Source organism: Cohnella hongkongensis (genome assembly GCF_042654645.1).
GTDB classification, from domain to species: domain Bacteria; phylum Bacillota; class Bacilli; order Paenibacillales; family Paenibacillaceae; genus Cohnella; species Cohnella hongkongensis.
In genome coordinates this window covers 1-15,653 of record NZ_JBHSEP010000019.1, presented here as the reverse complement: position 1 = coordinate 15,653, position 15,653 = coordinate 1, and the positions used below count along the sequence as shown (strand labels likewise).

The following is a 15,653-nucleotide window of genomic DNA, read 5'->3' as shown; positions in this document are numbered from 1 at the left end:
CTTTTCTCGCCAATATCATAGATGAGGAGCCAGAAAATGAGCAAAGTATTGATTTTCGGCCACAAAAATCCGGACACGGACACGATTTGTTCTGCCATTGCTTACGCGGATTTGAAAACCCAGCTCGGAGAAGAAGTCGAAGCGGTTCGCCTGGGCGATGTCAGCGGCGAAACCCAATATGCGCTGGACAAGTTCGGCTTCGCGGCTCCGCGCCTAGTGGAGAAGGTTGCGGGCGAAGCCAAGGGCGTCATTCTCGTCGATCATAACGAACGTCAGCAAAGCGCCTCCGACATCGATCAGGCGACGGTGCTCGAGGTGATCGACCACCACCGGATCGCCAACTTCGAGACGAGCGCTCCTCTGTACTACCGCGCCGAGCCGGTCGGCTGCACCGCGACGATTCTGCTTAAGCTGTACAAGGAGAACGGCAAGACCGTTCCCGCGAACGTCGCCGGCCTGATGCTGTCCGCGATCATCTCGGATTCTCTGCTGTTCAAATCTCCGACCTGCACTCCGCAGGACGTCGCCGCGGCCAAGGAGCTTGCCGCAATCGCGGGCGTCGATGCGGAAAGCTACGGCCTCGACATGCTGAAGGCCGGCGCCGACCTGAGCGACAAGACGATCGCGCAGCTCATCTCTCTGGACGCCAAGGAGTTCCAGATGGGTCAAGCGAAAGTCGAAATCGCGCAAGTCAACGCCGTCGACGTGAACGACGTTCTGTCCAAGCAGGCCGAGCTGGAAGCCGCGCTGACGAGCATCGTCAGCGAGAAGGGACTCGATCTGTTCCTGTTTGTCGTCACCGACATCCTGAACAACGATTCCGTCGGCCTTGCGCTCGGCCAGGCGGCGGACGCGGTCGAAGAGGCGTACGGCGTCAAGATCGAGAACAACCGCGCATTCTTGAAGGGCGTCGTCTCCCGCAAGTCGCAGATCGTTCCCGTTCTGACGGACATCTTCAACAAGCGCTAACGGCTGCGAGCAGAGCCCGCGAGAATCGCGGGCTCTTTGTGCGTGATTCAGAAAGGATCAAATGCGCTATCCTTTTCTGAATCACCTCCGACAAAAACGCGATTCTGAGTCTAGAGGACGCCGAAGGCGTTTTGGCTTGATGGAAGCACGATTAAAGAAGCATGGAGGCTTCGGATGATGAAATTAAGCGTACTCGATCATTCCCATGTGAACGAAGGCAGGTCCGTGAGGGACGCGCTGGACGAGACGGTGGCTCTGGCTCAGGAGACCGAGAAGCTCGGTTATTCCCGCTTCTGGGTGTCCGAGCATCACGGGAGCGCGGCGCTGGCCTCCTCGAGTCCGGAGATTCTGATGGCGCACCTCGCCGCGCATACGAAGTCGATCCGCATCGGATCGGGAGGCATCATGCTGCTTCACTACAGCGCCTACAAGGTGGCGGAGAATTTCAAGCTGCTGGAGGCGCTTCACCCGGGCCGGATCGACATCGGCCTGGGGCGAGCGCCCGGAGGATCGCCGCTCTCGACCCGGGCGCTGCAGGAGCATAAGCGGTACGAGGTGGATCCGTATCCGCAGCAGATCGTCGATCTGTACCACTACTTGCGGGACGACAATCCGGCCCATCATCGCTTTTCGGGCTTGCGGGCGTTCCCCGAGACGGAGGGCATGCCGGAGCTGTGGCTGCTCGGCTCCAGCGAAGGCACCGCCAAGATCGCGGCCCAGCTCGGCACGCCCTATGCGTTCGCGCAGTTTTTCGGCGCGGCCGGAGACGAGCCGCTGCAGCACTATCATTCCTATTTTCAATCCTCGTCCTACTGCGCTCAGCCCAAGGCGCTTGCCGCCGTCATGGCAATCTGCGCCGACACGGAGGAGGAGGCGAGGCAGCTGGCGCGCAGCAACGAGCTGTTCTTTCTCAAGCTGCTGACCGGACAGGAGCTGGGCTTCATGCCCTCCGTGAAGACGGCTTCGGAATATCCGTATTCGCTGGCCGAGCAGCAGCTGCTCGAGCAGATGAGAACCCGCCGCTTTATCGGTACGCCCGGACAAGTGAAGGAGGCGCTGAAGCGCTACGCGGACCGAATGCATCTGGGCGAGCTGATGATCGTCTCGCACATTCACGATTACGAGAAGCGGGTCCGCTCCTATCGGTATATCGCGGAGGCGTTCTCCTGAGCGGCGAGCCTTGAGGCTCGCCGTACGGCTTGGAAGGACCGGCGGTCAGCGGGGCACGGGCTTGGCCGACGTGGACAGCAGGCTGGCTTCGCTCAGAAGGTCCCTGAACGGTCTGGAGAAGGCGCGCTCGCCGCTGACGGCGATGTGGCCGACGGCCGCCGACACCTTCACGCCTCCGATCGCGACCGGCTGGGACAGCCAGGAGATCAGCCGATCCTCCTCCGTCTCGTCCGCCATCGTGATGAGTACGAATTCATCTCCCGCATAGCGGCACAGGCTGTCGCGATCCTTGACCGCAATCGAAGAAATTCTTTCCGCATATTCCCGAATGACGTCGTCCCCGAACGGATGGCCGTAGCGCTTGTTAATTTCCCCGAATCCGTTCAAGTCGACGAACAGCAGCCGGAAAGGCTGCTTCTTCTTGAGCAGCGCTTCGCCGACGGCGTGGATGTAGGGCGACCGGTACAGCCCGCACAGCGGATCGCGAAGCTCCGACAGCTTCAACTGCACGTTCTCCCTCGTTAGCAGGCCGGACAGCTTGTCCGCCTCCATGACGAGCAGATGGTCGGTCCGCTGCTTGTCCATAATCTTCAAGGCATCCCAGATCAACGTGTCCGGAGACACCTCCGAAGGCGTCGTCGACATGGCGTCGGCCACGATCCGATTCGGATGGGAGGAGCGGACAAGCGGGGTCGTGACTAGGCCGGAGATTCTCCCGTAGTCGACTACGACCAGCGAGTTCACGTTCCATTCGTTCATTCGCTCCGACGCATAGGACACGCTCTTGTCGGACGAGATGGTGCGGACGGAGCGGATCATAGCTTCGCTGACCTTCAACCCAACTCGACCTCCCGCTGAACGGACAGCGCGATTTTTAACTCGGAGCGCAGCACCATCGTATCGATAATCAACCGTTCCACTTCCTCCATCACAATTTTCATCAGAATGGTCTGGTCCAGCATTTGCAGCACTGTGCTGCGAACGAGCACGGCCTCGATTTTGGGATGATCGATTTTTAGCAGAGTGAACTGCTCGGGGGACAGCGCCTCCGCCATTCTGCGCACCGCTTCCGGCCCGATCGGAGCCTTCTTCCCGATGATGAGCAAATCCTGCATGGGCGGAACTTCGAATTCCGTAATTTTGAGCGATAGCGTCGCTTTGCGCGAGTGTACGGTAGTGTACTCCATCTTGCTTGGTTCCCCCAATATTTGATTAACTTCCTGGAAGCTTTGCCGGCTTTCCCAGGTGATAGCCTTGGCCGACAGGCACGCCGAGCCGGACGGCCAGGGCGAGATCCTCTTCCCGCTCGATGCCCTCCAACACGAGGGTGCTTCCCGTTTCTCCGCAAAAATCGACGAAAAGCCGCACCACCTGCTGCTTTTTAACGGCGGCGGCCAGGTCGTTTGAGAAGAAGCGGTCGATTTTAATGAAGTCGGGAGCGATCTCGACGATTTTGCGGAACGAAGCGGTGCCTTCTCCGACGTCGTCCAGCGCGATTTGGCCTCCGCTGCTGCGGATGAGGTCGATTCTCTCGAGAAACAGCGGAGCGTTCCATATTTTCTCCTCGGTAACGGTCTCGTTCAGCTCGAACACGATGCGATGGAGCCGGGAAGGATACAGCTTGCGCAAGCGGTCCATGAACGCCGGAAAGCCGTCCGCCACGAGCGTGGACGGGAATATGTTGACGAACAGCAGCTTGGTCTCGTCCTGCGCCGGCTCGGACTGCAAGAACACCGAGAGGGCATGAACGATGGACCAGGTATCGAGCGAGAAAAGCTGATTTTGCTCCAGAGCGCTCTGGAACAGCCTGCCCGGATCCAAGCTGGACGTGCAGCGAAGCAGAGCCTCGTAGCCGAATTCGCTGTGGCCGGGGAGTCGACGCAAGGGCTGGAACGCATGGTAGAATTGACGGGTTTCGATAAGGGCTGCAACATTGAGCATCGACAGAATCTTCCTTTCAAATGAAAAAGCTACCTCTGAAGCTGAAGTAGCTCTCTTGCATTCATAACGGTGATCCGGTTGCTGCGAAGAGAACGTTCAATTTGGGAAAATGCAACCCCGCGCCGCAGAAATGAAGAGACAGCGTTTGGTGTGTGGATTCTGAAATGCGTCTATGTACCTATATCAATCATTTCGTCAAATTCCAGCAAAATCCTTCATGAGTCGATGATCTTTTTTTATTCTCCGAATGGGCGGCCGATGCGGCCGGCAGGAGGCTGGGTCTATGTGCCTACGGGAGCGATGCTATCCGTTTCTCTCGTTACCCACTATAATGAAATGTATACCGGACTTGGAGGTCCGAATGAACAATCGACAAGGCGTTGAGAGATGTGAGCACGTTCGCGGATAAAGTTAAAAAATACGATTCGGCCGGGATCGGGATCTCCCCGCTGGGAGATGCGGCCGTCACGATCCGACTGGGCGAGGCGATCTGTCCCCAGACGCACGAACGGGTCAGACAGCTGGCGGATTATCTCGATCGGCATCCTTTTGCCGGCATGGTGGAATATGTCCCTTCCTTTCTGTCGGTGGCCGTCTATTACGATCCTTGCGTGCTGCTCGACGCTCACGGGGGCAGCTCCGCTTCGGGGGACGCCCGGGATCCCTATGCCCTCGCAGTCGGGTTGATGAAGGGAGTATTGGCCGAGCTGGAGCAGGGCGAACGCAAGCCTCCCCGCATCGTCGAGATTCCCGTCTGCTACGGAGGGGAGCTGGGGCCCGACTTGCCGGAGGTCGCCGCCTATCACGGGCTGTCGGAGCAGGAGGTGGCGGACATTCATTCGTCGGCGGACTATCTCGTCTACATGCTCGGCTTCGCGCCCGGATTCGCCTATCTGGGCGGACTGCCGGAACGCATCGCCACGCCGCGCCGGTCGACGCCGAGACTGTCCGTCCCCGCAGGTACGGTCGGCATTGGGGGAGACCAGACCGGAGTGTACCCGATCTCCACGCCCGGCGGCTGGCAGCTGATCGGGAAGACGCCGGAGCCGCTGTTTCTGCCCGCGGCGAATCCGCCGACGCTGCTGAGGGCGGGAGATATCGTCAGGTTTCGCCCGATCTCCCGCTCCGAATACGATAGACGGGAGGGGGCGAGAGCATGATGATGACGATCCTCAAGCCGGGGCTGCTGACGACCGTTCAGGATGCGGGACGATACGGCGCGCAGAGGTATGGCGTCATCGTCGGCGGGGCGATGGACGCTTTCGCGCTTCGCGTCGCCAATCTGCTCGTCGGCAACGAGGAGGGCGAGGCCGGCCTGGAGATGACGACGATCGGCCCGGAGATCGACTTCCCTCAGCCGGCGCTGATCTCTATCGGCGGCGGAGATTTATCCCCCGTCTTGAATGGCCGGGAGGCGCCTCTATGGAGAACGATCTACGTGCCGGCGCGAAGCCGCCTCGTCTTCGGATCGGCAAAGCGGGGCTGCCGCGCGTATTTGGCGGTGGCCGGAGGGGTGGACGTACCCGTGCGGATGAACAGCCGCTCCACCTGCTTTCGGGCCGGATTCGGCGGCTTCGAGGGCCGGGCTTTGCAGGCGGGCGACCGCATCCCGATCGGCCTCTCCTCCGAGCGGAGCCGACGCCTGGCCGAGCGGCTCTCGCTCGAAGAGCGGGAGGGAGCGGCGATCAGCGGCTGGTCGGTCGCTCCGGAGCTGCTGCCGTCTTATTCGGACGCTCCGACGGTTCGGGCGATTGCCGATCCGGAGCTCGAGCGGTTCGAGCCTGCCGATGCGGAGCGCTTCTTCCGTGAAGCGTACCTCGTCCGGAGCGAGTCCGACCGGATGGGCTACCGGTTGTCGGGAGCCGAACTGCGGCTGAAGGAGAAGCGGGAGCGGGCATCGTCGGCTGTCACGTTCGGCACCGTCCAGGTGCCGCCCGACGGACAGCCGATCGTGCTGATGGCGGATCGCCAGACGACCGGCGGCTATCCGATCGCCGCGCACGTCGCGTCCGTGGATCTGCCCTTGCTGGCCCAGACCCGGCTCGGCGGCCGCATCCGGTTCCGCCTAGTCGCTCTTCAGGAGGCCCAAAGGCAGATCTTGATCCGCGAGAACGGCATTCGCACGCTTCGCCGCGGACTCGAACGCATACAGTCGGCAGAAACGGGAGGCAGACAGGCATGAAAGCTGTAGATTTGAACTGCGACTTGGGAGAAGGCTTCGGCGCTTACAAGCTGGGGCGGGACGAGGACCTGCTCCGGCTGGTGTCGTCGGCGAACATCGCCTGCGGGTTTCACGCCGGCGATCCGGCGACCATGCGCCGGACGGTGAAGCTGGCGCTGGATCGCGGCGTGGCGATCGGCGCCCATCCGGGGCTTCCGGATTTGACCGGCTTCGGCCGCAGAGAGATGGACATCAGCCCGGAGGAGGCCTACGAGCTGCTCGTCTATCAGGTCGGGGCGCTATGGGGCTTCGTCCGGGCGGAAGGGGCCTCTCTTCAGCACGTGAAGGCGCACGGCGCGCTGTACCATATGGCGGCCCGCCATGCCGGGCTGGCTCAGGCGATGGCCGAGGCGGTCTGCCGGATCGATCCTTCGCTTGTCCTGTTCGGCCCTGCGGGCAGCGAGCTGCTCGCGGCCGGCGAAAGGGTCGGGCTGCGCACGGCGTCCGAGGCGTTCGCCGACCGGACATACCAGGCCGACGGCTCGCTGACTCCGAGACGGCTGCCGGATGCCGTGCTGACGGACGAAGAGCGCGCGGCGGAGCAGGCGGTCCGAATGGTGACGGAGGGTAAAGTTCGGACGCAGCAGCAGACGGAGCTCGCCATCCGGGCGGATACGATCTGCGTTCACGGGGACGGCGCCCGAGCCGTCGAATTCGCCGCAAGGATCAGAGCGTCGTTGAGCGAGGCCGGCATCGCCGTGCAAGCGGTCGGCGCGACTCTGGCTGCGGGGAGACAGGGGAGCTCGCATCATGGGTGACGATCGGCAAACTGATTATGCGTTCCGGTCGATGGAGCGAATCGTCGGCAGCCGGCTTCAGCCGAGCCGAACGCTGCACACGCCGTTTGTCTGGATGCTCGTCGCCGTGGCCGGGGAGAGCAGACAACCGTAAACGGCGTCTGCCGAGTGATCGGCGCTGCGCCGCTGCCGCAGCCCGAGGGGCAGTCCCGGAGTCGTGTTCGACTTCGCGGGCTGCCCTTTCTGTTAGGTTCCCGGCTGTAAGCAGGGCGGGATTCGCCGCAATGTTGTCAGGTTAAGCAAACGGTCAACAAGCGGCCTTGCAGGAATCTTCCCAGTTGCCGGCGGAGCCCCGACGGTCATCGCGAACAAAGGCCAACTCGCGCCAACCCACGCCAGTCTATACCAGCCTACGCACTCCGCTAACTCCGGCAGTCCAGGCCAACCCACGCCAACCTATGCCAGCTGGCGCCAACTACCGCGCCAACCACCACACCAGCCCACGCCAACCTATGCCAACTCGCGCCAACCACCACGCCAACCCACGCCAACCTATGCCAGCTCGCGCCAACCACCACGTCAACCCACGCCAGTCCAGACCAACCTACGCACTCCGCGAACCCCCGCCAGCCCACTAACGTAACGGTTGCCAGCGCCGCTAATTGTGCCATTTTCGCAGTACGGAGGTTGTAACGGTTGCAGCAGCGGCTATTTCAGCCGAAAACGCCCGTTTCGCTCGATAACCCCAAAATAAGCGCGGTGGCAACCGTTAGCTTTTCCTTTTTCGGGAAAACGATCGATTAAGCGCCACTGCAACCGTTAGACGTTGCCGGCAGGATGCGCGCCTTCGATCGCATACTATCGATCGCATACTATCGGTCGCATACCATCGACCGTATGCCATCGATCGCATACGATCGGTCGCATACCATCGACCGTATGCCGTCGATCGCATACGACAACGGCTTAACCTGACAACATTGGGATTCGCCGGCCGTCACGCCGGCTCGCCTAACGGGCTTCCGGACAGCCTCCGCGCGGGCGCGTCCGCAGGACGGCCCCTTCCTGTTGCATGTTGCTCCGGGCCGCTTCGCCCGTTATGATGAAGCTATAACATTGCCAGCGAAGAGAGGTCGTGCGGATGAAGATCGTCGTCGTATCCGATACCCATATGCCGAGGATGGGCAAGAAGCTGCCGGACCGCTTGCTGAAGGAATTGAACGGAGCGGACGCGATCGTGCATGCCGGGGATTGGACGAAGCTGTCCGTATTCGAGCAGCTCGCCGCTTTCGGTCCGGTCTACGGAGTGGCGGGCAACAACGACGGCTCCGAGCTTCAGGTAAAATTCGGTCGACGCAAGCTGCTCCAGTTCGAGGGCTGCCGGATCGGCGTCGTGCACGGCCACGGCGCGCCAGGCCGCTCGTCGACGGAAGCTCATGCGCTTGAAGCTTTCAGAGGGGTGAAGCTGGACGCGCTCGTCTACGGGCATTCGCACCTTCCCGTTCACAGAACCGAAGGGGAGATGCTCGTATTCAATCCCGGCTCTCCTACCGACAAGAGGCGGCAGCCGCTGTACTCTTTCGGCCTGTTTCACGTCGACGGGACCTCGCTAAGAGCCCGTCACGTTTTCTATGAAGACAAATCCTGAAAGCGGCGACGGACGTATGCTATAATCAAGACGAATCGAAACGGCAAACCGGAACGGAGCATCGAATCTTGAAGAAATTCAAAAAATTCTACATCGAAATCACGAGCATCTGCAATCTGGCCTGCAGCTTCTGTCCCCCGACGAAAAGGCAGGCGAATTTTATTTCAATCGAAGCCTTCAAGCATACGCTGGATCAGATCAAAGGGCATGCCGATCATATTTATTTTCATGTGAAGGGCGAGCCGCTGCTGCATCCGAAGCTTGACCAACTGCTGGACATCAGTCATGAGAAAGGGTTCAAGGTCAATCTGACGACGAACGGGACGCTGCTCGCCAAGAACAGGCACAAGCTGCTGGGCAAGCCGGCGCTCAGGCAGATGAACTTCTCCCTGCACAGCTTCGACGGGCACGAAGGCTCGGTCGACAAGGAAGGCTACGTCGCCGGCGTGCTCGATTTCGCCAAGGAGGCTGTCGCTTCCTCCGAGATGATCGTGTCGTTGCGCTTATGGAATTTGACGCCGGATAACGAGACGAATCTGAAGAACGACCGCAACCGCGCGATTCTCGAGCAGATCCAGCGAGCGTTTCGGCTGGATCATCGGATCGAGGAGCGCTTCGTAAGAGGCCAAGGCGTCAAAATTGCCGACCGCATCTACTTGAATCACGAGGAAGAGTTCAAGTGGCCCGATCTGAAGGAGAAGGAGGACGAGGGCCGGGGCTTCTGCCACGCGCTGCGCAATCAGGCCGGCGTCCTGGTCGACGGCACCGTTATCCCTTGCTGTCTGGACGGAGAAGGCGTCATTAATCTGGGCAATCTGCACGCCAAGCCGTTTGCGGAAATCATCAAGGGAGAGCGCGCAACCCGGCTTTACGAGGGCTTCTCTCGCCGGGAGGTCGTCGAAGAGCTGTGCCGCAAGTGCGGTTATCGTCAACGATTCGGCCATTAAACAACGGCTGAAGTCGCGGAAACGCTGCTTTTTACACATTTAGAGGTGGAAAAACATGACAAAAGCACTACAGCCGGCTCCAGACAGGGATTATATAATGAAGATACTCGAAGCTCATCTGGCTACGCCAAGCCCGAGCGGCTTCTGCATGGAAATAATGAAGCGCGTTCGAGCCGAGACGGAGAAGCTGGGCGTTCCGCTGGAGACGACGCCGAAGGGCAATGCCGTCATTACGCTGGCGGGAGCGGACGACGGAGCGGGAGGTACGCTGGCTCTGACCGCGCATGTGGACACGCTCGGGGCGATGGTTCGCTCGATCAAGCCGAACGGCATGCTCAGATTTACGCCGGTGGGCGGCTACGCCATGCAGACGGTGGAAGGCGAGTATTGTCTCGTTCATACCCGCAGCGGCCAAACGTACGAAGGCACGGTGCTGTCCACTCAGCCTTCCGTACACGTCTATCCCGACGCCCGCGATCAGAAGCGCGAAGAAGCGAACCTGGAGATCCGGATCGACGAACACGTCGGCACGAAAGAAGAGACCGAGAAGCTCGGCATCGCGCCCGGAGACTTTATCTCTTGGGATCCTCGCACCCGGATTTTGCCGAACGGATGGATCAAGTCCCGCCATCTGGACGACAAGGCAGGCGTGGCCGCGCTGTTCGGCGTAATGGAATGGCTGAAGCGCAAAGGCGTTCGCCCGGCCCGCACCGTTAAAATCGTGCTGTCGACCTACGAGGAAGTCGGACACGGCAGCGCCTACGTCCCGCCGGACGTCACGGAGCTGATCGCCGTCGATATGGGAGCGATCGGGGACGACTTGTCGACGACGGAGCGGGACGTCTCGATTTGCGCCAAGGATTCGTCAGGGCCTTACGATTACGCCATGACTTCCAGGCTGATCGAGCTGGCCCGCCGGGAGCGCCTTCCGCATGCCGTCGACATCTACCCGCATTACGGCTCCGACGCGTCGGCCGCTTTGCGCGGGGGCGGCAACCTTCGCGCCGCGCTTGTCGGTCCCGGCGTGCACGCTTCTCACGGAATGGAGCGGACCCATGCCGACGCTATCGTGAACACGGCCTCTCTGCTCATTGCCTATATGATGGACAAAGGAGAAGATGATCGATGACTCACCCTCTGACTCGACGCCCGACGAAGGAAGAATACGGCGGACATTTCGGCACCTACATCGAAATCGTCCCCGATGGCTCCATTGTCGATATTCTGGCGGACAGCTTGAAGTCGACTTCCGAATTTCTATCCGATCTCCCGGCGGACAAAGCGGAGTCCCGCTATGCGCCGGGCAAGTGGAGCATTAAAGAGGTCATCGGGCACATCGCCGACACCGAACGCATTATGAGCTACCGGCTGCTCCGCATTTCGCGGGGAGACCGGACGCCGCTGCCCGGCTTCGATCAGGACGATTATATGAAGCACGTCGATTTCGACGCCTGCTCCTTGTCCGATCTGATCGACAACTACATATCCGTCCGAAAGGCGACGCTCGCTCTCGTGCGCGGACTTGCGGACGAAGCCTGGGCCAGGACGGGAACGGCCAGCGATATCGTCATGAGCGCCAAGGCGCTCGCCTATGTCATTGCCGGGCATGAACTGCACCATCTTCGCCTCGTCAAAACCAAGTATTTGACCTAGCAGCACGCAGCCGCTCGATGCACGCCGATCTATAGAGACGTCGATGCTTGTACGGCCGCCGATCCGCTCTCCGCGGAAGGCGGCCGTTTGTATTTTGAAGCTCCGGCGGTCGGCTGCTCCGGGCAGGCCGACGAGCCAGTCCGAGGCGTCAAAAGAGGGTTTGAAGATTTGCTTTCCGGATGGTATAGTATGAAAGCTGGGCATCTTAAAGACATTATTGGATACGGAGGAAACCTAGAAGTGAATACCGCAGACCACGGAGCGGGAACGCAGTACAAGGAATTGGAGAACGTCAAGAGATTGCCGATCCTGATCACGCTGATCGTCGGCGCGTTCTTTTCCATCCTGAACGAAACCTTGCTCAATATCGCATTTGTAGACCTGACGATCGATCTTAACGTGCCGTATACGACCGTGCAGTGGCTGTCCACCAGCTATATGCTCGTTGTCGGCATCCTGATTCCGGTATCCGCCCTGCTGGTCCAATGGTTTACGACCCGGCAGATGTTTATCGGCGCAATGGTTCTCTTCTCCATTGGAACGCTCGTATGCGCCATCGCGCCGGGATTCCCGGTGCTGCTTGCCGGCCGAATCATCCAGGCGTTCGGCACCGGCCTGATGCTGCCGGTTATGATGAACACGATCCTCGTTCTGTATCCGCCCGATAAGCGCGGCGCGGCGATGGGGAGCATGGGACTCGTCATTATGTTCGCCCCGGCGATCGGACCGACGCTGTCGGGACTCATTCTGGAATCGTTAGACTGGCGCTGGCTGTTTTACCTGGTGCTGCCTTTCGCCATTCTGTCCGTCGTCATCGCCTCGGTCTATTTGAAGAACGTGACGACGGTCACGAAGCCCAAAGTCGATATTTTATCGATTATTTTGTCTACAATCGGCTTCGGGGGCATCGTCTTCGGATTCAGCAGCGCCGGCGAAGGCGGCGGCGGCTGGTCTGAGCCGAAGGTATACTGGACGCTGATCGTCGGAGGCATCGCCCTTATTCTGTTCGTCTGGAGGCAGCTCGTGTCCAGGCAGCCGATGCTCGACCTGCGCGCCTTCCTGTCGCCGATGTTCTCGCTCAGCACCGTTCTGCTCATCATCGTCATGATGTCGCTGTTCTCGACGCTGATGCTGCTGCCGATCTTCCTGAGGGAAGGGCTGCTTATGACCGCTTTCGCGGCGGGCCTCGTGCTGCTGCCCGGCGGCATTCTGAACGGCTTCCTGTCCCCGGTGACCGGCAAGCTGTTCGATAAGTTCGGTCCGCGGGTGCTGGCCATCCCGGGAGCGATCATCCTTGTCGTCGTCATGTACCTGTTCACGCAGATCGATCTGGAGACGTCGAAGGGTATGATCATCTTCTATCACTGCATCATGATGGTCGCCATCTCGATGATCATGATGCCGGTCCAGACGAACGGTCTGAACCAGCTGCCTCGCGCCTACTATCCTCACGGAACGGCGATTCTCAACACGCTTCAGCAAGTGTCCGGAGCGATCGGCGTGGCGTTCTTCATCAGCATCATGACCAACGGGGCGAACCGATATGCGTCCAACCCGCCGGCCGATGCCGCGCTTGAGCAGCTGCCGACGCTTGCGCTGAATGCCGGTATACACAATTCGTTCAGAGTCGGCATGATCTTCGCCATTGTGGCCGTCGTTCTGGCGCTGTTCGTGAGAAAGTCGAAGGCGCCGGATGCCGAGCCGCAGCAGAAAGCCGCATAAACGAGATCGGCGTTTTATCGCCTTCAGCTAAAGCCGCGCGGAATGCGCGGTTTTTTCTTTCGAGGCCCGTTCGACAGCGCGGGTTTCAGGTCGGACGGCGCTTCGGTTATACTATCCATAACGTCTAATCTTTCCCTAAGAGGTATTCTCCATGAAAACCACGAGAACGAGGTATATCGCCGCTCTGTCGTTAATCGGGATGGGGGTCGGCTTCGTCGTGACCCTGCTGCTGCCGTATCATCCGGTCACCGAGCTGCTTAAGGGCGGCTTCGAGGCGGGATTGGTCGGAGGCTTCGCCGACTGGTTTGCCGTGACGGCGCTGTTCCGCCATCCGCTCGGCATTCCGATCCCGCATACGTCGCTGCTGCTTAAAAATCGGGACAAAATCGCCCGATCGCTCGTCTCCGCGCTGGAGAACGAGCTGCTCAACAAGGACAGCATCAAGGAGAAGCTGAAGCACTTCCAGTTGATGAAGTCGGTCGGCTCGGCGGTCGTCCGGCTTGCGGCCAAGAGAAGCCATCGCGTCGGCGCGCTTAAGCTGCTCCATGCTCTGATCGCCCGGATCCCTCTGGAGTCGTTCGCGCCTTCTATCCGGCGCGCCATAGCGGAAGCGATCAAGCAGGCCGACGTCCAGCCTCTGGCCGGCAAGGCGGTGCAGGCCGTCGTCCGGGAACGAATGGACGAGCGGGCGCTCGACTACGCGCTCAGACAGGGCGGGGAGTGGGCGAGCAGGCCCGAGACGGCCCGAATGCTCGGGACCATCGCCATGCAGAAGGTGTCCGAAGCCAAGGTAGGCGGCTTTATGGGCTTCGCGGTGCAAGCGTTCGCCGGATTTATGAGCGAGGACAAGCTTGGCGCGATGATTCAGCAGCTGCTGCTGTCGGGCATCCGCGACCTGCTGCTGCCCGGCAACCCGAACCGGGAGAAGCTGCTGGCGGAGATTCGCCGTCAGCTGAGCCAGGCTGCGGGCAACGAGGCGCTGCTGGAGCGCGGCAAAGCGTGGATCCTGGACCAGGTCGAGCATCCGGACAGCGAGCGGCTGCTGCTGGATCGAATGGAGTCGCTGCGGCGTTCGGCGCTCTCCGCGATCGAGCGCGAGATGGAGCGGGGAGGACGCAAGGTCGTTTCCGCGCTCCGTTACGTCGTGCGCAAGCTTCAGTCCGAGCCAGAGACGATCGAAGGCATAGAACGCAGAGTGCTGGCCTTCGTCGCGGATGCCGTAGAAGCCAATCACTATCGAATCGGATTGCTGATCAAGGACAACATCGACAAGATGAACGACAAAGAGCTCGTTCGCATGCTGGAGGAGAAAATCGGCGGAGATCTCCAATGGATTCGCGTCAACGGCGCTCTGTGCGGGTTCCTTATCGGTCTCGTATTGTCGGGCATTCAGTTATTAGGCTGATCGAGCATGCGCACAATTTCCCGCACGATCAAGCCGGGCTCGGTGAAGGGGATCAGATGAGCGGAATTCGCCGCCTCGACCCAACGGGCTCTCTTTAGCGAGGCGACCGTTTTTTTGTGGGCTTCGACGATGGCCGGGCGAATTTTACGCTCCTGTCGGTTGACTTGCGTTCCCGAGACGACGCTGACTTCGAGGCTGCCCAGCTCGGGCGGTCGAGCGCGAAGCGCGGCCAGATCGTCCAGGAACGGCTTCATCTCGGCGGCTGCGGTGCGGGCTGCCCTTACCGTGAAGTCTTCTTGACGATGATCGCGGAAGACGTCGGCCGGAAGAACGCTGCCCGACTTGCTTCCCAGCAGGCGGTACAGCCCGGTTCGCGCCAGCATCGGATAGAGAAACCGCGATATTTTGAACCATCTGACCGAACGGGGTTCGAAATATAGGTCGGCGTTCTCGTCGCTCTGGTCCACAAGCACGAGGCCGCGAATCCGGGAAGGCGCGGCGGCCGCTGCCGTGCGGACGATCGGGCCTCCCCAGCTGTGGCCGACCAGAACGAACGGCCCGGAGCCCAACTCGTCCAGCAGCAGAAGCAAGTCTTCGACTATTCGCTGCAGCGTTCTCGGCTGCGTATCGTCGTCGCTGCGCCCCGTGCCGGCCCGGTCGTAGACGACGGCGCGGACACGCTTGGCGACCTCGGGCTGCACCAGCCCCCAAGTGGAACGGGAGAACCCCATGCCCGATTCGAAGACGACGGTCGGTTCTCCCGACCCTTTCGTCATATAGTGCAATTTTCGGCCGTCCGGCACGGTCAGGAAGCGCGATTCTCCGAAGGAATGGGAAGACGGGAACGCGTTGGCATTCGTCATGGACAGCAGCTCCTGCTCAAAATGTAGACATATGATTGATAATTATTCTCAATCGTTATTATGAACGAGCGGCGAAAAAATGGCAATGACGGATTCATTTCCGAGCAGTGAAAATTTAGCGTCAGATGAGCTGCACGGAGCGCGGCCCTTGTCCCGGCGGTCAAAAGCAAATTTCCGGTCAAGCCTGCTAAGATAACAAGGGCCATTCCCTAAGTGTCGGCTTCGACGACTTGAGGAATGGCTTTATGATTGTGTACGGTAAAATAAAAATACCCAAAATGATCAAACGGATTTCCCCAAAAAAATCGTGCAAAATTCCCCACTTTGATCGTGGGGAAATCGACCGAATCTAGCAACTCCGCTACCCTATACGTAGA

General features: G+C 60.2%; 16 protein-coding genes. 12 read left to right on the top strand and 4 right to left on the bottom strand.

All coding sequences use genetic code 11. The annotated features are described in order from the left end of the window. Positions 1-36: 36 nt before the first annotated feature. Both ACFO3S_RS21065 and ACFO3S_RS21060 read left to right on the top strand, forming a co-directional pair. Complete coding sequence (locus ACFO3S_RS21065; protein WP_378100114.1) at positions 37-969, top strand: manganese-dependent inorganic pyrophosphatase; 933 nt, start codon at positions 37-39, stop codon at positions 967-969. Between the two features lie 174 nt (positions 970-1,143). After that, a complete protein-coding gene (locus ACFO3S_RS21060; protein WP_378100112.1) occupies positions 1,144-2,139 on the top strand; it encodes an LLM class flavin-dependent oxidoreductase in 996 nt (331 codons plus the stop codon). A 45-nt stretch (positions 2,140-2,184) separates the two neighbouring features. Here ACFO3S_RS21060 and ACFO3S_RS21055 read toward each other — a convergent pair whose 3' ends face one another. From ACFO3S_RS21055 to ACFO3S_RS21045, 3 genes are read right to left on the bottom strand one after another with little or no spacing between them, the layout of a single operon-like run. Continuing rightward, on the bottom strand, positions 2,185-2,976 hold the full coding sequence (locus ACFO3S_RS21055; RefSeq protein WP_378100110.1) for a GGDEF domain-containing protein: 792 nt from the start codon (positions 2,974-2,976) through the stop codon (positions 2,185-2,187). After that, positions 2,973-3,326: a hypothetical protein gene (locus ACFO3S_RS21050; protein ID WP_378100108.1), complete on the bottom strand. Its 354-nt coding sequence runs from the start codon at positions 3,324-3,326 to the stop codon at positions 2,973-2,975. The genes ACFO3S_RS21055 and ACFO3S_RS21050 overlap by 4 nt, the downstream gene beginning before the upstream one ends. Positions 3,327-3,351: 25 nt before the next feature. Beyond that, entirely contained in the window at positions 3,352-4,080 is a 729-nt protein-coding gene (locus tag ACFO3S_RS21045; RefSeq protein WP_378100106.1) for an EAL domain-containing protein, read from the bottom strand. 389 nt (positions 4,081-4,469) lie between these two features. On the opposite strand from ACFO3S_RS21045, the gene pxpB reads away from it, so the two are divergent. The 10 genes from pxpB (at position 4,470) to ACFO3S_RS20995 (ending at position 14,413) form a co-directional block, all read left to right on the top strand. Then, a complete protein-coding gene (gene pxpB / locus ACFO3S_RS21040) occupies positions 4,470-5,240 on the top strand; it encodes a 5-oxoprolinase subunit PxpB (protein ID WP_378100104.1) in 771 nt (256 codons plus the stop codon). After that, entirely contained in the window at positions 5,237-6,262 is a 1,026-nt protein-coding gene (locus ACFO3S_RS21035) for a 5-oxoprolinase subunit C family protein (protein ID WP_378100102.1), read from the top strand. Before pxpB ends, ACFO3S_RS21035 begins: the two co-directional genes overlap by 4 nt. Beyond that, positions 6,259-7,059 carry a LamB/YcsF family protein gene (locus ACFO3S_RS21030; protein ID WP_378100100.1) on the top strand — a complete coding sequence of 267 codons (801 nt, stop codon included), beginning with the start codon at positions 6,259-6,261 and terminating at the stop codon, positions 7,057-7,059. Before ACFO3S_RS21035 ends, ACFO3S_RS21030 begins: the two co-directional genes overlap by 4 nt. Continuing rightward, complete coding sequence (locus ACFO3S_RS21025) at positions 7,052-7,192, top strand: hypothetical protein (RefSeq protein WP_378100098.1); 141 nt, start codon at positions 7,052-7,054, stop codon at positions 7,190-7,192. Before ACFO3S_RS21030 ends, ACFO3S_RS21025 begins: the two co-directional genes overlap by 8 nt. Positions 7,193-8,179: 987 nt before the next feature. Further along, complete coding sequence (locus ACFO3S_RS21020; protein ID WP_378100096.1) at positions 8,180-8,686, top strand: metallophosphoesterase family protein; 507 nt, start codon at positions 8,180-8,182, stop codon at positions 8,684-8,686. A 68-nt stretch (positions 8,687-8,754) separates the two neighbouring features. Next, positions 8,755-9,633 (top strand): radical SAM/SPASM domain-containing protein, encoded by an 879-nt coding sequence (locus ACFO3S_RS21015; protein WP_378100094.1) that lies wholly within the window; start codon positions 8,755-8,757, stop codon positions 9,631-9,633. A 55-nt stretch (positions 9,634-9,688) separates the two neighbouring features. After that, positions 9,689-10,762, top strand: a complete 1,074-nt coding sequence (locus ACFO3S_RS21010; RefSeq protein ID WP_378100093.1) for a M42 family metallopeptidase — start codon at positions 9,689-9,691, stop codon at positions 10,760-10,762. An 8-nt stretch (positions 10,763-10,770) separates the two neighbouring features. After that, on the top strand, positions 10,771-11,286 hold the full coding sequence (locus tag ACFO3S_RS21005; protein WP_378100293.1) for a DinB family protein: 516 nt from the start codon (positions 10,771-10,773) through the stop codon (positions 11,284-11,286). A 240-nt stretch (positions 11,287-11,526) separates the two neighbouring features. Then, positions 11,527-13,008: an MDR family MFS transporter gene (locus tag ACFO3S_RS21000; RefSeq protein WP_378100091.1), complete on the top strand. Its 1,482-nt coding sequence runs from the start codon at positions 11,527-11,529 to the stop codon at positions 13,006-13,008. A gap of 151 nt (positions 13,009-13,159) precedes the next feature. Continuing rightward, a complete protein-coding gene (locus ACFO3S_RS20995; RefSeq protein ID WP_378100089.1) occupies positions 13,160-14,413 on the top strand; it encodes a DUF445 domain-containing protein in 1,254 nt (417 codons plus the stop codon). On the opposite strand, the gene ACFO3S_RS20990 is transcribed toward ACFO3S_RS20995, so the two are convergent. Next, a complete protein-coding gene (locus ACFO3S_RS20990; RefSeq protein ID WP_378100087.1) occupies positions 14,398-15,276 on the bottom strand; it encodes an alpha/beta fold hydrolase in 879 nt (292 codons plus the stop codon). The genes ACFO3S_RS20995 and ACFO3S_RS20990 overlap by 16 nt on opposite strands. Positions 15,277-15,653 lie beyond the last annotated feature (377 nt).